This is a genomic window from Okibacterium fritillariae (assembly GCF_052783725.1).
This window is the reverse complement of record NZ_CP199917.1, coordinates 1,862,550-1,883,300: the sequence shown is the minus strand read 5'-3', so window position 1 is coordinate 1,883,300 and position 20,751 is coordinate 1,862,550. Positions and strand designations below refer to the sequence as shown.

Below are 20,751 nucleotides of genomic sequence, written 5' to 3'. Positions count from 1 at the left end.
CAGCGCACAGGGTTCGGCCAGCCGACACCCAGATAATTGTCGAAGCGCATCCCCTGGCGCGACCCGACCCGCAAGGAGGCCCGTCCGTGTCCGATTGGTTGAGCGAAAAGCCCTGGCTCTCGTCTTACGCACCCGACGTCCCGCATCTCATCGACGAACCCGACGGTTCGCTCGTCGACATGGTGTTCCGCAGCGTGCACCGCTACGACCAGGCCACCGCGCTCGAGTTCTTCGGCCGCACCACGAGCTATCGTGAGCTCGGCCGCCAGATCGATCACGCCGCCGAGGGCCTGCGTCGACTCGGCGTGCAGAAGGGCGATCGGGTGGCCATCATCCTGCCCAACTGCCCGCAGCACGTCGTCGCCTTCTATGCCGTCCTGCGGCTCGGCGCCATCGTCATCGAGCACAACCCGCTCTACACGGCGCGCGAGCTGCGCCACCAGTTCGAAGACCACAATGCCCGCGTCGTGATCGCCTGGCAGCAGGTCGTCGACACGCTCGCCACGTTCCCCTCCGACCTCGCACTCGACGCCGTCATCTCGGTCGACATCACCACCGAGATGCCGCAGTCGCAGCGTCTGGCGCTCAAGCTGCCCATCAAGAAGGCCCGCGAGGCGCGCGCCAAGCTCGGCACGGCCCCCACCACGAAGAACCACATCGCGTGGGATCGTCTGCTGTCGAAGGGGTCGTTGAAGCGCAAGCATCCGAAGCCCGCCGTCGACGACCTCGCGGTGCTGCAATACACGTCGGGCACGACGGGCCGCCCCAAGGGCGCCATGCTCACGCACCGCAACCTCTACTCGAACGCCATGCAGGGTCGCGCCTGGGTGCCCGGCCTCACCGAGGGCGGCGAGGTCTTCTACGCCGTGCTGCCCATGTTCCACGCCTATGGCCTCACGCTGTGCCTCACGTTCGCCATGAGCATCGGCGCGCGGCTCGTGCTGCTGCCCACGTTCACGACCGATCTGGTGCTTGAGGCGGCCAAGAAGAACCCGCCCACGTTCCTCCCGGCGGTCCCGCCCATCTACGACCAGCTGGCTCGCACGGCCGAGCACCGGGGCATCGACCTCTCGAGCGTGCGTTTCGCGATCTCGGGCGCCATGAGCCTGCCCGTGCAGACCGTCGAGCGCTGGGAGAGTGTCACGGGCGGCCTGCTCGTCGAGGGCTACGGCATGACCGAGACCTCGCCCGTCGCGCTCGGCAACCCGATCGGCCCGAGCCGCCGCCCCGGCACCGTCGGCGTGCCTTTTCCGAGCACCGAGATCCGTGTCGTCGACCCGGCCGATCCGACCGCGGACCGGCCGCAGGGCGAGGAGGGCGAGCTGTTGCTGCGCGGCCCCCAAGTCTTCCAGGGCTACTGGAACCGTCCCGACGAGACCGCCGAGACGCTCCTGGCCGACGGCTGGCTGCGCACGGGCGACATCGTGCACGTCTCCGACGACGGTTTCGTCACCATCGTCGACCGGGTCAAAGAGCTCATCGTCACGGGCGGCTTCAATGTGTCGCCCTCCGAGGTCGAAGAGGTGCTCATGCAGCATCCCGACGTGGTCAAGGTGGCCGTCGTGGGCCTGCCGCGCGCCAGCGGTGGCGAGGATGTCTCGGCCGCCGTCGTGCTGAAGCCCGGCGCCGTGCTCGACACGGGTGGCCTGCGCGACTTCGCCCGCCGCACGCTCGTCTCCTACAAGGTGCCGAAGCGCATCGTGCAGGTCGAGGAGTTGCCCACATCGCTCATCGGCAAGGTGCTGCGCCGCAAGGTGCGAGAAGATCTCATCTCGGCGGGTAAGCGCTCGAAGGCGTCGCGCGACTCCTGACCCCGTTTGATCCCCGGCGCTGGTCGGGGCGGCACCGACACGCCGCCCCGACCAGCGCTTTTTTGAATCATTCAAAATAACTGTTAGCGTCGTCTCATGACCGATTCGGAGCGACTGCAACAGGCTGGCCTGCGTGTCACCGCCCCGCGGCTCGCCACCCTCGAGGTGCTTCGCGAGCCGGGCCACCTCACGGCCGAAGAGGTCTACCAGCGCGTCGCCGAGACACTTCCGGGCACGAGCCTGCAGGCCGTCTACAACGTGCTCGCGGCCTTCACCGAGGCCGAGCTGGTGCGGCGCGTCGAATTCCCAGGTTCGCCGTGGCGCTACGAATCCCGCGTCGGAGACAACCACCACCACGTGGTTTGTTCGGGCTGCGGAGCCGTGGCCGACATCGATTGCGTCGTCGGGCATGCGCCGTGTCTGACGCCCTCCGATGCGAGTGGTTTCGTGCTGACGCGAGCCGAGGTCACCTTTGAGGGCCTGTGTGCCGCGTGTGCCGCCGCCGCCGATCGAGAGTCGCTCGCCTCGGCGTGACGCGAAGCATCCTCACCTCATGGGGTCTTCACCGCAACCCATCAGCTTGCAGTTACCGGCCGCTGACACCCTGAAAACACCCGAAACCTTCCACGCCGCCATCTGGTCGCGCGTGCCACCCCACACACAAGGAGAATCCGTGACCGAGAAGTTCACCACCACGAATTCCGGAGCCCCCGTCGCCAGCGACCAGCACTCGCAGGCTGTCGGTACCGACGGCGTCATTCCGCTGCACGACCACTACCTCGTCGAGAAGCTCGCCCAGTTCAACCGCGAGCGCATCCCCGAGCGCGTCGTGCACGCCAAGGGCGGCGGCGCCTTCGGTGTCTTCGAGACCACGCACGATGTGAGCGCCTACACGCGTGCCGGCCTGTTCCAGCCCGGTGCCCGCACCGAGATGCTCGCGCGTTTCTCGACCGTCGCCGGCGAGCAGGGCAGCCCCGACACGTGGCGCGACCCCCGCGGTTTCGCCCTCAAGTTCTACACCGATGAGGGCAACTACGACCTCGTCGGCAACAACACGCCCACGTTCTTCCTGCGCGACGGCATCAAGTTCCCCGACTTCATCCGTTCGCAGAAGCGCCTGCCGGGCTCGCACCTGCGCGACCACAACATGCAGTGGGACTTCTGGACCCTCTCGCCCGAGACCGCCCACCAGGTGACCTGGCTCATGGGCGACCGCGGCCTGCCCGCCTCGTGGCGCAACATGGATGGCTTCGGCTCGCACACCTACCAGTGGATCAACGCCGCGGGCGAGAAGTTCTGGGTCAAGTACCACTTCCGCACCAACCAGGGCCACAAGGTGCTGTCGCAGGCCGACGCCGACCAGATCGCGGGCGAGGACGCCGACTTCCACATCCGCGACCTGCACACGGCCATCGAGGCCGGCGACTTCCCGAGCTGGACGCTGTCGGTGCAGATCATGCCCTACGCCGATGCCGCGACCTACCGGTTCAACCCGTTCGACCTCACCAAGGTGTGGCCGAAGGGCGACTACCCGCTGATCGAGGTCGGCACCATGACGCTCAACCGCAACCCCGAGAACTACTTCGCGCAGATCGAGCAGGCCACCTTCGCGCCCTCGAACTTCGTGCCCGGAATCGCGGCGAGCCCCGACAAGATGCTCCTCGCGCGCATCTTCAGCTACGCCGACGCGCACCGCTACCGCGTGGGCACCAACCACGCGCAGCTGCCCGTGAACGCGCCCAAGTCGCCCGTGCACACCTACTCGAAGGAAGGGGCGATGCGCTACGACTTCGCCTCGGCCGACACCCCGGTCTACGCGCCGAACTCCTTCGGCGGCGCCCACGCCGACCCGGCCCGCGCGGCCGAGAGCGACGGTTGGCAGAACGACGGCGTGCTCATGCGTTCGGCTGCCCAGCTGCACGCCGAGGACGACGACTTCGGCCAGGCCGGAACGCTCGTGCGCGACGTGATGGATGACGAGCAGCGCGAGCGCCTGGCGGGCAACATCGCCGGTCACGTGTCGAAGGTCACCATGCCGGGTCTGCGCGAGCGTGTGCTGCAGTACTGGATGAACGTCGACCAGAACCTCGCCCGCCGCGTGGCCACCCTGCTCGAGCCGAGCGCACCCGGCGCCGACGAGACGCCCGAGAGCGCCGGCATCCCGAACTAGCGGTGCCGTGGCGCGCCCGCCGCGCCGCACCCCGATCTCCTGTGCAGGAGCGAAGCCCGGGCCGACCTCGTCGGCTCGGGCTTCTGTCATCGCGCTGCGCGGCCTAGTGCCCGCGCAGCCGCTCGATCTCGCGCCGATCGCGCTTCGTCGGCCGCCCGGCCCCGCGGTCGCGCTCACCCACGCTCGCGCGCTCTTCGCGCGGCACCGGGGGAGGCGTGCGATCGATCATGGCCTCCTGCGCGACGGGTGCCCCCACGCGCTTCACGAGCAGGCGCTGCACGATCACGGTGCGATCACCCTCGCCCGTGCGCACGCGGATTTCGTCTCCCGGCCGCACGAGCGCCGCAGCCTTGGCCCGGTCACCGTTCAATCGCACGTGTCCGGCCCGGCACGCCGTCGTCGCGGCCGATCGCGTCTTGAACACGCGCACGGCCCACAGCCACGCGTCGATGCGGGCACTCGTGAGCTCAGCCATCCGCTCAGCCCTCGGACGGGTCTTTGATGGCGTTCAGCACGGTCGCCGCGGTCAGTGCCGAACCCTCGAGCGAGGGATGCAGGTGGTCGGGCAGCAGCAGTCCGATCGCGTTGCCCGTCGCCTCGTAGGCGCTGTGCACATCGATCGCGAGCACGGTGGGGTTGGCGCGCAGCCACCCGGTCACCGTGTCGATCACCTGAGCGTGCGCCGCAGCCCACTCGTCGAAGCGCGGGTTCTCGAGAATGGCTGCATAGCCGACGCTCGCGGGCCACTGCCGGTTTATGGTGCCGAGCAGCGCGGACAGTTGCGGGCCCACATCAGCCGGATTGCGCACGTTGTTGAGCCCGTGATTCACGATGACCACATCGGGTTTCTCGGGCGCCATGACGGCGAGGTGCGCGAGCGAGTAGGCGGGCGTCTTGCCGCGTGCCGAACCGTTCCACACGATGAGGGGAGCACCCGGCGCGCCGGCGTTGTGCAGCACTTCGGGCAGGTAGCCGACGAGCTGGTTGTCCCAGGGGTGCACGATGAGCGGGCGATTCTGTTCGGTCGCGATCTGGCGCATGGCGACATCCACCCATTCGCCCGGTTCGTCGCCCGTCGAGTCGCCCAGCACGGTCACCACGAAGGGGCGATCGGTCTCGGCGATGCGGTTCCAGGCCTGGCCGAAGCCGATGGTCTGCAGACTGCTTTCGGATGCCGCCACCACCGCATCGGGCCCGCCCGCCGCCGTCGTTGCCGCCGGCCCCTTCGCCGCCACGCCCACGAGCACGCTCGCCACGAGCCCCGCACCCAGGATGCCGAGTGCCATGGCCTTGAAGACGGGCGTGCGCGTCGCCCAGCGCGACGTCAGGCGAGGAAGCACCCGTCGGGTCGGGCGCTCGGGAGTGCGGGTCATTGTCACAGAGTACGTCTCGTCTGGTGCGTTCGCGACCTGAGCACACACGCCTCAAGGCTCTACAATCGAGGGATGGCTGAGGGCGAGAAGTTCGAGCAGGGGGCGACCGAGGTGGGGGACCGCATCCTCACTCTCCCCAACCTCCTGAGCTTCCTTCGTTTAGCGCTCGTTCCCGTCTTCCTTCTGCTGCTCGTCGAGGGTGAGGACATCTGGGCCCTCGTCGTGCTCGCGGTGTCGGGCATCACCGACTTCCTCGACGGCTTCCTGGCCCGCAAGCTCAACCAGGTGTCGCGTCTCGGGCAGTTGCTCGACCCCGCGGCCGACCGCCTCTACATCTTCGCTGCGCTGCTCGGCCTGGCCATCCGCTCGCTCATTCCGTGGTGGCTCGTCGCGGTCATCTTGGCTCGGGATGTCATGCTCATTGTCGTCGCCATCTTGCTCGCCCGGCGGGGTCACGGCGCGTTCCCTGTGAACTGGGTAGGAAAGTTCGCGACGGCCTGCCTGATGGTCGGATTCCCGGTGCTCATGCTCGCGGCGGCCCTGCCCGATGTGGCACCCTGGGTTCAGCCATTCGGCCTGATTTTCTCCATCGTCGGAGCAGTGCTTTACTGGTGGGCCGGGCTGCTTTATCTCAGGCAGACCATCGCACTCTCCCGAAATCCGCAGACACGAACGACAGTCTGATCGGATACGCTTGAATCCGAGGAGGTTCCAGGTGTCACATCACGAGGATAAGAACCCGCAGACCAGTGTTTACCTGCGCGTGCCCGCCCCCGAGGGGCGTTCCGGGCATGGCGTAGACGGCGACACGACGGCGAGTTTCAGCGCTGAGTTCGGTGCGGCGCTGGCCGCGATCGACGCCGGCGTCACCTCAGAGGAGACCGAGGCCATTGCGGCCCTCCCGGCCGGCTCGGCCCTCCTCATCGTGCGCCGCGGTCCCAACGCCGGAGCCCGCTTCCTGCTCGACGCCGATGTCACGACGGTCGGCCGCCACCCCGACGCCGACATCTTCCTCGACGATGTCACGGTCTCGCGCCGTCACGCCGAGTTCGTGCGCCACGAGGGCACGCTCGAGATCCGCGACCTCAACTCGCTCAACGGCACCTACTACGACGGCAAGCGCATCGACGCCGCTGTCCTCGTCGACGGCGGCGAGGTGCAGGTCGGCAAGTTCCGCCTCACCTACTACCCGTCGCGACTCGATGTCATCAAGGCTGATGCCCTCAAGTCCGACGCGATCCGTTCCGACGCTTCCAATCCGTCGGACGCTTGATGTCGGCCGCCCCGGCAGCGCAGGGCAAGCCAGCAGCGCACGGCACACCCGCAGCGCAACCGAAGGCGGCGGGCGGTCCTCTGCTCAGCATCGGGCAGGTGCTCGCGCGCCTGACCACCGAGTTTCCCGACCTGACCAACTCCAAGCTGCGCTTCCTCGAAGAGCAGGGTCTCGTGTCGCCGTCGCGCACCAAGTCCGGCTACCGCAAGTTCTCGCCGGTCGACGTCGAGCGGCTCCGGCTGATCCTCTCGATGCAGCGCGACCACTACCTGCCGCTCAAGGTCATCCGGCAATACCTGTCCGACCTCGATGAGGGCCGTGCGCCCGTCTTCCCGGGTGGCACGCCCCTCGCGGCCGTCTCCACCATCATTCCGGCCGGTCGCCGCTACAGCCGCGAAGACCTGCTGCGCGACACGGGTGCCTCGGCAGCGCTGTTCACCGCCGCGGTGAGCGCCAACCTCATCCAGCCCGCCGAGTTCCACGGCGAAGAGGCCATCTCCGTGCTGCGCGCGCTCGTCGCCCTGCAGCGCTACGGCATCGAGCCCCGCCACCTGCGCGGCTACCGCGGCGCGGCCGAACGCGAGGTCGGCATGGTCGAGAGTGCGCTCCTGCCGCTGTCCACGCGCCAAGACGCCGCCAGTCGTGCCAAGGCCCAGGAGCTCTCGGGTGAGATCGCCGGGCAGCTCGAGGTCGTGCGCTCGAGCCTCATCCGCGCGGCCCTCACGCGCTTCGACCGATAGCGATTTATCACAGAAGCATCACGGTGACTCGACACGCCGAAACGCAGAATGCGGATGTCGTTGTACTCGGGTGCCCGCATGGGTAGCGTTGTCTCAGCGGAACAAACCCCGCGACATCTTCAGAAGGGCTCACGGTGATCGATATCAGCGCCAACGGCGACCGTGCCGACGACGGCGGGTCGTCGAACGACGACGCTCGCTACGGTCTCGGGCTGCTCTTCACCGACGGCATGCCCGAGCGTGACGACCAGGCGGGCTACCGTGGTGCCGTTGCCGCTCGCGCCGCCGGCATCAGCTACCGTCAGCTCGACTACTGGGCCCGCACGGGGCTCGTCGAGCCCACCATCCGCGGTGCTGCGGGTTCGGGTTCGCAGCGGCTCTACGGCTTCCGCGACATCCTCGTCTTGAAGCTCGTCAAGCGCCTGCTCGACACGGGCATCTCGCTGCAGCAGATCCGCACGGCCGTCAATCAGCTGCGCGAGTCCGGCGTCAACGACCTCGCTCAGACCACGCTCATGTCCGATGGCGCCAGCGTCTACCTGTGCACCTCGAACGACGAGGTCATTGACCTCGTCAGCCGCGGCCAGGGCGTCTTCGGCATCGCGGTCGGCAAGGTTCTGCGCGAGGTCGAGACCACGCTCGTCGAGTTCGACCCGCAAACGCTCGATCCGTCCGACGAGCTCGCCGCGCGCCGCGCCGCCCGGAGCGCTTAGGCCTCACGATGACCGCGGATGCCTGGCCTCCCGCCATCTCCGCTATCACCCTGTTCGTCGATGACCTCGTCGACTCGATCGAGTTCTATCGCACGGCCTTCGGCCTCGACGTCATGTTCCTCGACGACGACTCGGCCGTGTTTTCCTTCAACAACACGCTCATCAACCTGCTCAAGGTCGAAGCGGCCGAGGAGCTCGTGCATCCGGCCGGCGTGGGCACGTCGAGCGACAACCCGCGCATGCAGTTCACCATCCCGGTCGACGACGTCGACGAGCGGTGCGCCGAACTCGTGTCCCGGGGAGTGGTGCTCCTGAACGGCCCCATGGATCGACCCTGGGGAATCCGAACAGCCAGCTTCCGTGATCCGAGCGGTTACGTCTGGGAGATCGCGCGCTGAGCGGACTCAGGCTCTCGACCACATCTGAATGGGCCGTCGATGCGCGCGACGGGCGAGCCCCACCTGGTCGAGCAGGCCTTACGAAGCTGGGATCCCACCGTGGTCGCGGGGGAGCTGCGGCTACTTCGCCGAAGCGGGCAGCTCGGCGTATTCGCCCACGCGGCCGGTGCGCAGCACGCGGTCGAGCAGCAGGTCGAAGTTGTGCGCCATCTCTTGCGCGCTGTCGCCGGGCCAGATGTGCAGCGGCTTGGCCGCCCCCTGGGCCTGCTGCAGCGAGGTGCGCTCGGGCAGCTGCGGGCTGAGCACGAGCGGGCCGAACATGTCGCGCAGCTCTTTGATGCGGAACTGGTGCTCGAGCGACTGCGAACGCACGCGGTTGACGATGATGCCGAGGGGCTGCAGGCGCGGGCTGAGGCCGCGGCGGATCTCTTCGATCGCGCGCAGGGCACGGTCGGCGGCGGCCACAGAGAAGAGGCCGGGCTCGGTGACGACCGACACGCGGTCGCTCGCGGCCCAGGCGGTGCGCGTGAGCGCGTTGAGCGAGGGGGCGCAGTCGATCAGCACGAGGTCGTAGTCGGCTTCGACGTGCGCAAGCGCCTCTTCGAGCTTCCAGATGTCGCGGATCGACGGGTGCGGCCCGTCGAAGTTGATGGCCGAGGGGCTGCCGATCATGACGTCGATCGTGCCGGGGTGGGTCTTGGTCCAGCCGGAGGGGGCGATGGCCTGACGGACCACCTTCTCCTTGGGCGAGGCGAGAACGTCGGCGACGTTCAGGCGGCCCGCGAGGGCGATATCCATGCCCGTGGACACGTCGGACTGGGGGTCGAGGTCGACGACAAGGGTTCGCACGCCGCGCGCGAACGCCGCGGAGGCCAAGCCGAGGCTGACCGTAGTCTTGCCGACGCCTCCTTTGAGGCTCGATACGCTGAGTACATGCACAATCGTCTACGTTACCTTTACTAGGCTGAGAGAACCTAAACGTTCGCTGTGCGCTGTCGCCCCCGGAAGCCCCCCGAAAGGTCTGCATGTTTAAGAAGATTCTTGTCGCCAACCGCGGAGAAATCGCGATCAGGGCTTTCCGTGCCGCCTATGAGCTGGGCGCCGGCACCGTGGCCGTCTTCCCCTACGAAGACCGCAACTCGCTGCACCGCTTGAAGGCCGACGAGGCCTACCAGATCGGTGAGCCCGGGCATCCCGTGCGCGCCTACCTCGATGTGGCCGAGATCATCCGGGTCGCCAAGGAGTCAGGCGCCGACGCCATCTACCCGGGCTACGGTTTCCTGTCCGAGAACCCCGATCTCGCCGAGCAGGCCGCGGCCAACGGCATCACGTTCATCGGTCCGGGCTCCTCGGTGCTCGAGATGGCCGGCAACAAGGTCACGGCGAAAGAGCACGCCATCGCCGCGGGCGTTCCCGTGCTGGCATCCACCCCCGCCTCGAAAGACATCGACGAATTGCTGGCCGGTGCGGATGCCGTGGGCTTCCCGCTCTTCGCCAAGGCCGTCGCGGGTGGTGGCGGGCGCGGTATGCGTCGCGTGGCCACCAAGGACGAGCTGGCCCCCGCCCTGGCCGAGGCCATGCGCGAGGCCGACAGCGCGTTCGGCGACCCGACCATGTTCCTCGAGCAGGCCGTGCTGCGCCCGCGTCACATCGAGGTGCAGATCCTCGCCGACGCCCAGGGCGGCACCGTGCACCTGTTCGAACGCGACTGCTCGGTGCAGCGCCGCAACCAGAAGGTCGTTGAGATCGCTCCGGCCCCGAACATCTCGGAGGAGCTGCGTCAGGCGCTCTACCGCGACGCCGTGGCCTTTGCCAAGTCCATCGGCTACGTCAACGCCGGCACCGTCGAATTCCTCGTCGACACGGCGGGGGAGCGCGCGGGCAAGCACGTCTTCATCGAGATGAACCCCCGCATCCAGGTTGAGCACACCGTGACCGAAGAGATCACGGATGTCGACCTCGTGCAGTCGCAGATGCGCATCGCCTCGGGCGAGACGCTCGTCGACCTGGGCCTCACGCAGGACCAGATCCACATGCACGGTGCCGCGCTGCAGACGCGCATCACGACGGAGGACCCGTCGCAGAACTTCCGCCCCGACACGGGCAAGATCACCACCTACCGCTCACCGGGTGGCGGCGGCATCCGCCTCGACGGCGGAACGATCAACCCGGGTGCGCAGATCAGCCCCCACTTCGACTCCATGCTGGCGAAGCTCACGTGCCGCGGCCGCGACTTCCCGGCCGCCGTCACGCGCGCCAAGCGCGCCCTGGCCGAGTTCCGAATTCGCGGCGTGTCCACCAACATCCCGTTCCTGCAGGCCGTGCTCGAAGACCCCGATTTCGTGGCGGGTGACCTGAGCACCTCGTTCATCGAGGAGCGCCCGGGCCTGTTCAAGGGTCACGAGTCGAAAGACCGCGGCACCAAGATCATGAACTGGCTGGCCGATGTCACGGTCAACCAGCCGAACGGCGCGCGGCCCACGGGCGTGAAGCCCATCGACAAGCTGCCGAAGATCGACCTTGCGGCGCCCGCCCCGGCCGGCTCTCGCCAGAAGCTGCTCGAGCTCGGCCCCGTCGCCTTCGCGAAGTCGCTGCGCGAGCAGACCGCCCTGGCCGTCACCGAGACGACCTTCCGCGACGCGCACCAGTCGCTGCTCGCCACGCGCGTGCGCACTAAGGACCTGCTCGCGGTGGCGCCCTACGTTGCGCGGCTCACGCCCGAACTCCTGTCGGTCGAGGCCTGGGGTGGCGCCACCTACGACGTGGCGCTGCGTTTCCTTGGCGAAGACCCGTGGGAGCGTCTGGCGAGCCTGCGCGAGGCCCTGCCCAACGTCAACATCCAGATGCTGCTGCGCGGCCGCAACACCGTGGGCTACACGCCCTACCCGACCGAGGTCACCGACGCGTTCGTGCGCGAGGCCGCGGCGACGGGTGTCGACATCTTCCGCATCTTCGACGCGCTCAACGACGTCGAGCAGATGCGCCCGGCGATCGACGCCGTGCTGAAGACGGGAACGACCATCGCCGAGGTGGCCGTCTGCTACACGGGCGACCTGCTCGACCCCGCCGAAGACCTCTACACCCTCGACTACTACCTGGGCCTGGCCGACCAGATCGTGGCGGCCGGTGCCCACATCCTCGCCATCAAGGACATGGCCGGTCTCCTGCGCCCCGCCGCGGCCGCCAAGCTCGTCTCGGCCTTCCGTGAGCGTTTCGACGTTCCGGTGCACGTGCACACGCACGACACGGCGGGTGGTCAGCTGGCCACCCTGCTCGCGGCCAGTGCCGCCGGCGCCGACGCGGTGGATGTCGCGAGCGCACCCATGGCCGGCACGACGAGCCAGCCCTCGGCCTCCGCTCTCGTCGCCGCCCTGGCGCACACCGAGCGCGACACGGGCCTCTCGCTCGCTGCCGTCTCAGACCTCGAGCCCTACTGGGAGGCCGTGCGCCACGTCTACAAGCCGTTCGAGTCCGGCCTGCCCGGCCCCACCGGCCGCGTCTACAAGCACGAGATCCCGGGTGGCCAGCTGTCCAACCTGCGCCAGCAGGCCATCGCGCTGGGCCTCGAGAACGACTTCGAGAAGATCGAGGACATGTACGCCGCGGCGAACAAGATCCTCGGCCGCATCCCCAAGGTCACGCCCTCGTCGAAGGTCGTCGGCGACCTGGCGCTGCACCTCGCGGCCGTGAACGCCGACCCGGCCGACTTCGAGCAGAACCCGAGCAAATACGACATCCCCGAATCGGTCGTCGGCTTCATGGCGGGCGAGCTGGGCGAACTGCCCGGCGGCTGGCCCGAGCCCTTCCGCTCGAAGGTGCTCGAGGGCCGTCACGTGAACATCGACGTGGCCCCCGTGAGTGCGGATGACCTCGCGGCACTCGACGGCGACTCCCTCGAGCGTCGTTCCACCCTCAACCGTCTGCTGTTCCCGGCGCCCACGCGCCAGTTCGAGCAGATGCGCGAGCTGTTCGGCGACCTCTCCATCATCGACACGGTCGACTACCTCTACGGCCTCGAGCCCGAGGGTGAATACGTGGTCGAGTTCTCGAAGGGTGTGCGCCTCTACGTGGGCCTCGAAGCCATCGGCGAGCCCGACGACAAGGGCATGCGCACGGTCATGACCATGGTCAACGGCCAGCTGCGCCCCGTGTTCGTGCGCGACCGCAGCGTGGCCATCGAGTCGAAGGCCGCCGAGAAGGCCGACACGTCGAAGCCCGGCCAGGTCGCCGCGCCGTTCTCGGGTGTCGTCACGCTCAAGGTCGAACCCGGTACGAAGGTCACGAGCGGCCAGCCCGTCGCCTCCATCGAGGCCATGAAGATGGAAGCCGCCATCACGGCCCCCGTCGCCGGCAAGATCGAGCGCCTGGCCATCTCGACCACGCAGCAGGTCGAGGCCGGCGACCTGCTGGTCGTCATCACCCCCAGCGAATAGTCCTCACTCGGGGCGGTCCGGTCTGCACCGGCCGCCCCGGGCCAGGGACCAGTACGACAACAGAAAGACATCGTGACAGAACGACAGATCCGCCTGTTCGGCGACCCCGTGTTGAAGACGCCCTCCGAACCGATCGGCGATATCGACGACGGCATCCGTGGTCTCATCGACGACCTCGTCGACAGCGTCAAGTTGCCGGGTCGTGCGGGTGTGGCGGCGAGCCAGATCGGCGTCAACCTGCGCGCCTTCAGCTACAACATCGACGGCAACGTGGGCTACGTCATCAACCCCGTGCTCGTCGAGGTGTCGGGTGAGCCCGAACCGGTCGACGAGGGATGCTTGTCGGTGCCGGGTCTCTGGTTCCCGACCCCGCGCTACCCGTTCGCGCGCGTGCGCGGAATCGACGTTGACGGCAACGAGATCGAGGTTTCGGGCGAAGGGCTCATGGCGCAGGCCCTGCAGCACGAGACCGATCACCTCGACGGCATGCTCTACCTCGACCGGCTCGAGAAGCAGCACCGCCGCGAGGCCATGAAGCAGGTCCGCGAGAGCGACTGGTTCTGAGCCGAGCCGTGCGCCCCGCACCCCGCGCCGGGCGACGCCGGCGTGCATGCGCGCCCCTCATGATGAAGGCCCCGACCACTCACCGGTGATCGGGGCCTTCGTCATTCGCGCCGCTAGTGCAGGATCGAGTGCCCCTGCGTGTTGGGCGAGCCGGCGTAGAGGTTCTCGACGGTGTCGGCGAAGTCCTTCATGATCACGTGGCGCTTGATGCTCATCTTGGGTGTCAGGTGGCCCGACGCTTCGGTGAATTCGGTCGTCAGGACCACGAACTTGCGGATCGATTCGGCGCGCGAGACCCGGGCGTTGGCGGCGTCGATGGCGCGCTGGATCTCGCCGAGCACGGCGGGATTCGAGGCGGCCTGCTCAAGCGAGAGCGAGCCATCCTCACCGTTGTTGGCCAGCCAGGTGGGAAGCATCTCGGGGTCGAGCGTGATGAGCGCCGAGATGAAGGGCTTCTGATCGCCCACGACGACGACCTGGCCGACGACGGGGTTCGAGCGGATGGGGTCTTCGAGCGCGGCCGGGGCCACGTTCTTGCCACCCGCCGTCACGATGATCTCCTTCTTGCGGCCCGTGATGGTCAAGAAGCCGTCCTCGTCGAATGACCCGATGTCGCCCGTGCGGAACCAACCGTCGTCGAACGCCTCGGCCGTGGCTTCGGGGTTCTTCCAGTACTCCTTGAAGATGTTGATGCCCGAGACCTCGACTTCGCCGTCCTCGGCGATGCGGATGCCGACACCGGGCATCGCGGGCCCGACCGTGCCGATCTTCGACTTGGTGCTCAGGTTGACGCTCGCGGGCGCCGTGGTCTCGGTCAGGCCATACCCCTCGAGGATGACGATGCCGAGGCTGTGGAAGAAGTGCCCGAGGCGCGGCCCGAGCGGTGCCGAACCCGACACGGCGTATTTGACGCGACCGCCCATGGCCGCGCGCAGCTTGCTGTAGACGAGCTTGTTGTAGAGCGCGAACTTGACCTTCATGCCGAAGGTCACCTCGCCCTTCTCACCGGCCTTCGAGTACTCGACGGCGAAATCGGCGGCCGCGCGGAAGATCTTGCCCTTGCCGCCGCCTTCGGCCTTCTGTTCGGCCGAGTTGTAGACCTTCTCGAAGACCCGCGGCACGGCCAGCAGGAACGTCGGCTTGAACGACCCGAGCGCGGGCAGCAGCTGCTTGGTGTCGGCCTGGTGCCCCGTGCGCACGCCGGCGTGCACGTTGAGGATGGAGATGAAGCGAGCGAACACGTGGGCGGTGGTGATGAAGAGCAGCGTGGACGCGCCATCCGGGTCTTCGAGCACATCGTTGAGCGCGACGTAGGCGTTGCGCGAGAGCTCGACGAAGTTGGCGTGGGTGAGCACGCATCCCTTCGGCTTGCCGGTGGACCCTGACGTGTAGATGAGGGTGGCGATATCGTCTTCGTTGGCGATAGAGCGACGTCGTTCGATCTCGGTATCGGGGACGTCGACACCCTGTGCAGCGAGCTTTTCGAGGTCGCCCAGGTCGATCTGCCAGACCTTATCGATGCGGGGCAGCTCGGGGTGAACCTCGTCGAAGCGCGAGAAATGCTCGGCGGTCTCGAGGATGACGGCGTCGGCCTCGGAGTCGCTCAGGTTCCACTGCACCTGGCTGGGGGAGGACGTCTCGTAGACGGGCACGAGGATGGCGCCGGCGAACCAGGCGGCGAAGTCGATGAGCGTCCACTCGTAGCGCGTCTTGCACATGAGGCCGATGCGGTCGCCGGGCTCGATGCCGGCCGCGACGAAGCCCTTGGCGAGGGCCGTGACCTGGTCGAGGAACTCCCGCGCCGTGATGTCGCGCCAGCCGGACGGAACCGCCGCGTCGGGAACGGCGAAGAGGGGGCGGTCGGGCGTCGCCGCGACTCGGTCGACCAGCAGGTCGGTCGCGTTCGCGTCGGGGTCCTTCGGGACGACGGCGGGCGTGACAAACGTTGTGGCGATCTTTTCCACGGCAACTCCTTCGGTACCAGGTAATCGGGTGCCTCTACTCTACGGGTGTTCCACGGGTCGGACTCCAAATGGCGCGCGCGGGGCCGCGGGTTTACACTCGGGGAGTGCTGCTGCCCCTGGCCGCCACACCACCACCACCCCTCGACGACCCGGAGGTCAGCGCGTGCACGCGATCGGAATCGATATCGGCGGAACGAAGATCGCGGGAGCGGTCATCGACCCCGACGGCACGATCGTCCGAGATCTGCGCACGCCCACTCCGGCCGGCGCGCCGCAGCTCATCGAGAACGCCGTCGTCGAGATGGTCACGGCCCTGTCGGCCGAGCACGATGTCGTCGCCGTGGGCGTCGCCGCCGCCGGGTTCATCGACGCCGCGCAGTCGACTGTCTACTACGCGCCCAACATCAACTGGCGCAACGAGCCGTTCCGCGCCAAGCTCGAGGCCCGCATCGACCTGCCCATCGTCATCGAGAACGACGCCAACGCCGCAGGCTGGGCCGAGTTCCGTTTCGGTGCCGCGCGCCTCGTCAGCGATATGGTCATGCTCACCATCGGCACGGGCGTGGGCGGGGCCATCGTCGCGTCCGACACGCTCTTCCGCGGCGGCTTCGGCGCGGGCGCCGAGCTGGGCCACCTGCGGCTCGTCCCGGGCGGTCTCCTGTGCGGCTGCGGGGCGCACGGATGCCTCGAGCAATACGCCTCGGGCCGCGCGCTGCAACGCATCGCCAACGAGCTCGCCGACGCGGGTGGTATCGGCCAGAACCTCGCCCGGGTGCGCGCCGAACGCGGCCGCCTCGACGGCTCGGACATCGCCGAGCTCATCGGCGACGGCGATCTGGGAGCCCTTACGGCGCTCCGCCAGCTCGGCACCGTGATCGGTGAGGCCTGCGCCACCTTCGGCGCCGTGCTCGACCCGCAGATGTTCGTCATCGGCGGGGGAGTGGCCCAGGCCGGAGACCTCCTGCTCGATCCCATCCGACACGCCTATGAAGAAAACCTCTCGGCGCGCGGGTATCACCCCGAGCCGGAGTTTAGGATTGCGGAACTGGTCAACGACGCGGGTGTCGTGGGCGCAGCCGATCTGGCGCGGCACTTTGCCTCGCGCCTCCCCGCGGGTCACTCGGCCCCGAGAAAGTAGTGGAACGCCGATGTTCTATTGGTTGATGAAGCAGGTGGTCGTCGGACCCCTCGTCAAGGCGCTCTTCCGCGTGTGGGTGGTCGGCGAGGAGAACGTTCCGCGCCACGGTGCGGCGATCCTGGCGAGCAACCACCTGTCGTTCATCGACTCGGTGCTGCTGCCGCTCTACCTGCGCCGCCGCATCGCGTTCCTCGCCAAGAGCGAGTACTTCAGTGGCCGCGGCCTCAAGGGCTGGGCCACCAAGACGTTCATGAGCGCGACGGGTCAGCTGCCCATCGACCGCTCGGGCGGCAAGGCCTCGGAGGCGTCGCTGCGCACGGGCCTGAAGGTGCTGTCGCGCGGTTCGCTGCTCGGCATCTACCCCGAGGGAACGCGCAGCCCCGACGGCAAGATGTACCGCGGCCGCACCGGTGTGGCGCGCATGGTGATCGAGGCCGGGGTGCCCATCATCCCCGTCGCCATGATCGACACCGAGAAGGCCATGCCGACTGGGCGTCGGTTGCCGCGCATCCGCCGCATGGGCATCATCATCGGCGAGCCCCTCGACTTCTCGCGTTTCGAGGGTATGGAATCCGACCGCTTCATCCTGCGCTCGGTGACCGACGAGCTCATGTACGAGATGCAGCGGCTCAGCCGCCAGGAATATCGGGATGTCTACGCCACGAGCGTCAAGGAGAAGGCCGCCGCCCTTTCGCGATAGGCTGAAGCACCGTGCCTCGTGCCCCTGGTGCGAGGCATTTCCCTGCGAAAGAAATAGGAAAAACTGTGGTGAATCCGACTGAGCCGGTTGTGTTGGCAGACGAGTCCGTGATTGCCGGTTTGGACTATTGGCGTGAGCTCGAGATCAAGCAGCAGCCGCAGTGGCCCGACGCCGAGGCCGTGCAGAAGGCATCTGCTCAGATCGCCGCGTTCCCGCCCCTCGTCTTCGCGGGTGAGGTCGACCTGTTGCGCGAGCGCCTCGGCCGTGCCGCCGCCGGTGGTGCCTTCCTGTTGCAGGGTGGCGATTGCGCCGAGACGTTTGCCGGCGCGACGGCCGACCAGATCCGCAACCGGGTCAAGACCATCCTGCAGATGGCCGTGGTGCTCACCTACGGCGCCTCCATGCCCGTCATCAAGATGGGGCGCATGGCCGGCCAGTTCGCCAAGCCGCGTTCGAGCGACACCGAGACGCGCGGCGGCGTCACGCTGCCCGCCTACCGCGGCGACATCGTCAACGGCTACGACTTCACGCCCGAATCGCGTCGTGCCGACCCGCAGCGCCTCGTCGAGGGCTACCACATGGCCGCCTCGACGCTGAACCTCATCCGGGCCTTCACGCAGGGCGGTTTCGCCGACCTGCGCGAGGTGCACAGCTGGAACAAGGGCTTCGCCTCCAATCCCGCCAACCAGATGTACGAACAGCTGGCCAAGGACATCGACAAGGCGATCAAGTTCATGGAGGCGGCGGGAGCCGACTTCGACGAGCTCAAGCGCGTCGAGTTCTACACGGCGCACGAGGGTCTGCTCATGGACTACGAGCGCCCCATGACGCGCATCGACTCGCGCACGGGCACGCCCTACAACACGTCGGCCCACTTCATCTGGATCGGGGAGCGCACGCGCGACCTCGACGGCGCGCACGTCGACTTCCTGTCGCGGGTGCGCAACCCGATCGGCGTCAAGCTCGGCCCCAGCACCACACCCGAGACCATGACGGCCCTGATCGAGAAGCTCGACCCCAACCGCGAGCCCGGCCGCCTCACGTTCATCACGCGCATGGGCGCCGGCAAGATCCGCGATGCCCTGCCGCCCCTGCTCGAGGCCATCAAGAAGACCGATGCCACGCCGCTCTGGGTCACCGACCCGATGCACGGCAACGGTCTGACGACGCCCACGGGCTACAAGACCCGTCGTTTCGACGACGTGGTCGACGAGGTCAAGGGCTTCTTCGAGGCGCACCGCGCGGCCGGCACCCACCCGGGTGGCATCCACGTCGAGCTCACGGGCGACGACGTCACCGAGTGCCTCGGCGGCTCCGAGCACATCGACGAGGCGTCGCTCGCGACGCGCTACGAGTCGCTGTGCGACCCGCGCCTCAACCACATGCAGTCGCTCGAGCTGGCGTTCCTCGTGGCCGAGGAGCTCGCGAAGTAACGTTCGTATCGACGAAGAAGGGCCCCGCTTTCGAGCGGGGCCCTTCTTCGTGTGTCTGGGTGTGTCTGGGGGCTAGATGTTGGCCGTGATGGTGACGGTGGCGCCGCGCTTGATGGCGGTGCCGGCGGCCGGGTCTGAGCCCGTGACGGTCAGGCCAGGCAGGTTCCAGGCGTTCTCGGGCACGATCGTCGTGACCTTGACGGTGAAGCCGAGCTGCTCGAGGGCCGCCTTCGCGTCGGCGATGTTCTTGCCGGCGAGGTCGGGAACCGTGACGACATCCGGCCCCTTCGAGATGATGAGCGTGATCTGGCTGCCCTCGGTGATGGTCTGATCGGCCGCGGGGGGAACGATGCCGATCACGTCGCCGGCCGGGACGCTGTCGCTGAACTGGCTCTGCTTCTTCTCGCCCACGCCGAGGTTGACGGTGGCGAGGGTCGTGGTGGCGTTCTCGAGGGTCTGGCCCGCGACATCCGGAATCGGGCCGGCCGAGACGACCAGGTCGATCGTCTGACCCTGCGCGGTGTCTCCGCCCTGGGACATGTCGCCGCCATCGGATTGCCGCGACGCCGAGATGATGGTGTCGGCGGGGATATCGGCGACGAAGTTCTTCGTCACCGCGCCCACCGTGAGCTTGTTCTGATCGAACTCGGCCTGCACCTCGGGCAGTGGCCGGCCCGCGAGCACACCGAGCGTCACGGGCTGCGGGCCCTGCGACACGGTGAGCGTCACGGTGGTGCCGCGGGCGACGGATGCTCCGGCCCCGGGCTTCGCATCCATCACCATGCCGGGCGCGACCTCGAGGCTGTAGACCTGCGCATGCGCCGGAACAAGCTCGAGCTCCTCGAGCGCCGCGTCGGCATCTTCGACGCTCGAACCGACGACGGTGGGGATGGCGACCTGGGCGCCGGGCCCGGCCCCGAAGTAGAGGCCCGTTCCGACGGAACCGGCGGTGAGCAACAGAATGAGCGCGAGCAGCCAGTAGCCACGTCGGCGGCGGGCATTGCTCTGTCGGCCGAGAACGGTGGGCGCGTCATCCGCATCGACCGGCCCGGTGGCAACGGCCTGCGAGGTGAGCACGCGCGTCAGCTCGGCCGGAGACTGCGATTCGAGCGGCGCGGGCATGAGCATGGTGGCGTGCGACGTGTTCGTGGCGGGCATGCCGAGCGTGTTCTCGACCTCGCGCAGGCGCTCGAGCAGCTCGCTGGCGTCGGCGGGGCGTTCGTCGGGGTTGCGCTCCGTCGTCCACAGCACGAGGTCGTCGAATTCGTCGGGGATGCCGGGCACCAGCGCGCTCGGCCGGGGAACCGACTCGTTGGCGTGCTGGTAGGCGATCTGCATGGGCTGCTCGCCCTTGTAGGGCTGCTCACCCGTGAGCATCTCGTACATCATGATGCCGAGCGCGTAGATGTCGCTGCGCTTGTCGGCGATGCCGCGCGTGACGAGCTCGGGGGAGAGGTAGGCGATCGTGCCGAGCAGGGCCTGGCCCGTGGCCGTGTTGGCGCTGGCGGCGCGGGCGAGGCCGAAGTCGCCGATCTTGATGCGACCGTCGTCGGCGAGCAGCACGTTCTCGGGCTTGAGGTCGCGGTGCACGATGCCCGCGCGGTGGGCGGCCGCCAGACCGGTGACGACGGCATCCATGATGTCGACGACCTGGCGCGGGGTGAGCCGGCCGTGATCGCGCAGCAGCTCGCGCACGGTGATGCCGGGCAGGTGCTCCATGACCAGATAGGTCATATCGGAATCTTGACCCTGGTCGAAGACGCTGACCACGTGCGGGTTGGCCAGTCGAGCGGCCGAACGGGCCTCTTGCACGAAGCGCGAGGTGAAGTTCGAGTCGTCGGACAGGTGACCGTGCATGATCTTGATGGCCACCCGGCGCTCGAGGCGCAGGTCTGTGGCCAGGTAGACCGTTGCCATGCCGCCACGGGCGATGCGCGAACGAACCTCGTATCGATCGTCGATGAGACGCCCGATCATGGGGTCGGTCTGCTGGCTGGTGGTCACGAAGAGAGTCTATGGAGTGGCATCACCGACGGCCTGG

At 68.0% G+C, this 20,751-nt stretch carries 18 protein-coding genes; 13 read left to right on the top strand and 5 right to left on the bottom strand.

Translation table 11 applies throughout. The features are described from left to right. The first annotated feature begins 86 nt into the window (after positions 1–86). From ACUWEX_RS08780 to ACUWEX_RS08770, 3 genes are all read left to right on the top strand, one after another. On the top strand, positions 87–1,811 hold the full coding sequence (locus tag ACUWEX_RS08780) for a long-chain-fatty-acid--CoA ligase (protein WP_445995978.1): 1,725 nt from the start codon (positions 87–89) through the stop codon (positions 1,809–1,811). 96 nt (positions 1,812–1,907) lie between these two features. Further along, positions 1,908–2,345 carry a Fur family transcriptional regulator gene (locus ACUWEX_RS08775; RefSeq protein ID WP_079727714.1) on the top strand — a complete coding sequence of 146 codons (438 nt, stop codon included), beginning with the start codon at positions 1,908–1,910 and terminating at the stop codon, positions 2,343–2,345. A gap of 139 nt (positions 2,346–2,484) precedes the next feature. Further along, a complete protein-coding gene (locus ACUWEX_RS08770; protein WP_445995977.1) occupies positions 2,485–3,981 on the top strand; it encodes a catalase in 1,497 nt (498 codons plus the stop codon). A 103-nt stretch (positions 3,982–4,084) separates the two neighbouring features. Here ACUWEX_RS08770 and ACUWEX_RS08765 read toward each other — a convergent pair whose 3' ends face one another. Both ACUWEX_RS08765 and ACUWEX_RS08760 read right to left on the bottom strand, forming a co-directional pair. Continuing rightward, positions 4,085–4,456 (bottom strand): RNA-binding S4 domain-containing protein, encoded by a 372-nt coding sequence (locus ACUWEX_RS08765; protein WP_079727712.1) that lies wholly within the window; start codon positions 4,454–4,456, stop codon positions 4,085–4,087. A gap of 4 nt (positions 4,457–4,460) precedes the next feature. Beyond that, on the bottom strand, positions 4,461–5,354 hold the full coding sequence (locus tag ACUWEX_RS08760) for an SGNH/GDSL hydrolase family protein (protein ID WP_445995976.1): 894 nt from the start codon (positions 5,352–5,354) through the stop codon (positions 4,461–4,463). A gap of 72 nt (positions 5,355–5,426) precedes the next feature. On the opposite strand from ACUWEX_RS08760, the gene pgsA reads away from it, so the two are divergent. From pgsA to ACUWEX_RS08735, 5 genes are all read left to right on the top strand, one after another. Beyond that, on the top strand, positions 5,427–6,038 hold the full coding sequence (pgsA, locus tag ACUWEX_RS08755; protein ID WP_445995975.1) for a CDP-diacylglycerol--glycerol-3-phosphate 3-phosphatidyltransferase: 612 nt from the start codon (positions 5,427–5,429) through the stop codon (positions 6,036–6,038). A 73-nt stretch (positions 6,039–6,111) separates the two neighbouring features. Next, on the top strand, positions 6,112–6,627 hold the full coding sequence (locus ACUWEX_RS08750) for an FHA domain-containing protein (protein WP_079727987.1): 516 nt from the start codon (positions 6,112–6,114) through the stop codon (positions 6,625–6,627). After that, a complete protein-coding gene (gene ftsR, locus ACUWEX_RS08745) occupies positions 6,627–7,367 on the top strand; it encodes a transcriptional regulator FtsR (RefSeq protein WP_079727709.1) in 741 nt (246 codons plus the stop codon). The genes ACUWEX_RS08750 and ftsR overlap by 1 nt, the downstream gene beginning before the upstream one ends. Positions 7,368–7,597: 230 nt before the next feature. Next, positions 7,598–8,080, top strand: coding sequence for a MerR family transcriptional regulator (locus ACUWEX_RS08740; protein WP_234991099.1), 483 nt, complete (start codon positions 7,598–7,600; stop codon positions 8,078–8,080). 8 nt (positions 8,081–8,088) lie between these two features. Beyond that, positions 8,089–8,478, top strand: coding sequence for a VOC family protein (locus tag ACUWEX_RS08735; RefSeq protein WP_445995974.1), 390 nt, complete (start codon positions 8,089–8,091; stop codon positions 8,476–8,478). 120 nt (positions 8,479–8,598) lie between these two features. Here ACUWEX_RS08735 and ACUWEX_RS08730 read toward each other — a convergent pair whose 3' ends face one another. Continuing rightward, positions 8,599–9,417 carry a ParA family protein gene (locus tag ACUWEX_RS08730; protein WP_077053082.1) on the bottom strand — a complete coding sequence of 273 codons (819 nt, stop codon included), beginning with the start codon at positions 9,415–9,417 and terminating at the stop codon, positions 8,599–8,601. Between the two features lie 86 nt (positions 9,418–9,503). Between ACUWEX_RS08730 and ACUWEX_RS08725 the strand changes: the two genes are divergently transcribed. Together ACUWEX_RS08725 and def are read left to right on the top strand one after the other, a co-directional pair. Then, positions 9,504–12,911: a pyruvate carboxylase gene (locus tag ACUWEX_RS08725; RefSeq protein WP_445995973.1), complete on the top strand. Its 3,408-nt coding sequence runs from the start codon at positions 9,504–9,506 to the stop codon at positions 12,909–12,911. Between the two features lie 72 nt (positions 12,912–12,983). Further along, positions 12,984–13,475: a peptide deformylase gene (gene def / locus ACUWEX_RS08720; RefSeq protein WP_445995972.1), complete on the top strand. Its 492-nt coding sequence runs from the start codon at positions 12,984–12,986 to the stop codon at positions 13,473–13,475. A 113-nt stretch (positions 13,476–13,588) separates the two neighbouring features. Here def and ACUWEX_RS08715 read toward each other — a convergent pair whose 3' ends face one another. Continuing rightward, the gene (locus ACUWEX_RS08715; RefSeq protein ID WP_445995971.1) at positions 13,589–15,439 is read right to left on the bottom strand and encodes an AMP-dependent synthetase/ligase; all 1,851 of its coding nucleotides are present in this window, start codon (positions 15,437–15,439) and stop codon (positions 13,589–13,591) included. Positions 15,440–15,602: 163 nt separating this feature from the next. Between ACUWEX_RS08715 and ACUWEX_RS08710 the strand changes: the two genes are divergently transcribed. The 3 genes from ACUWEX_RS08710 to ACUWEX_RS08700 all read left to right on the top strand — a co-directional run bounded on the left by ACUWEX_RS08710 (position 15,603) and on the right by ACUWEX_RS08700 (position 18,710). Then, positions 15,603–16,577, top strand: coding sequence for an ROK family glucokinase (locus ACUWEX_RS08710; RefSeq protein WP_079727704.1), 975 nt, complete (start codon positions 15,603–15,605; stop codon positions 16,575–16,577). Between the two features lie 10 nt (positions 16,578–16,587). Then, entirely contained in the window at positions 16,588–17,277 is a 690-nt protein-coding gene (locus ACUWEX_RS08705; protein ID WP_079727703.1) for a lysophospholipid acyltransferase family protein, read from the top strand. Between the two features lie 65 nt (positions 17,278–17,342). After that, complete coding sequence (locus tag ACUWEX_RS08700; RefSeq protein WP_077053087.1) at positions 17,343–18,710, top strand: class II 3-deoxy-7-phosphoheptulonate synthase; 1,368 nt, start codon at positions 17,343–17,345, stop codon at positions 18,708–18,710. A 72-nt stretch (positions 18,711–18,782) separates the two neighbouring features. Here the strand turns inward: ACUWEX_RS08700 and pknB are convergent, their stop codons facing one another. Beyond that, positions 18,783–20,714 (bottom strand): Stk1 family PASTA domain-containing Ser/Thr kinase, encoded by a 1,932-nt coding sequence (gene pknB / locus ACUWEX_RS08695; RefSeq protein ID WP_234991017.1) that lies wholly within the window; start codon positions 20,712–20,714, stop codon positions 18,783–18,785. Between the last annotated feature and the right edge of the window lie 37 nt (positions 20,715–20,751).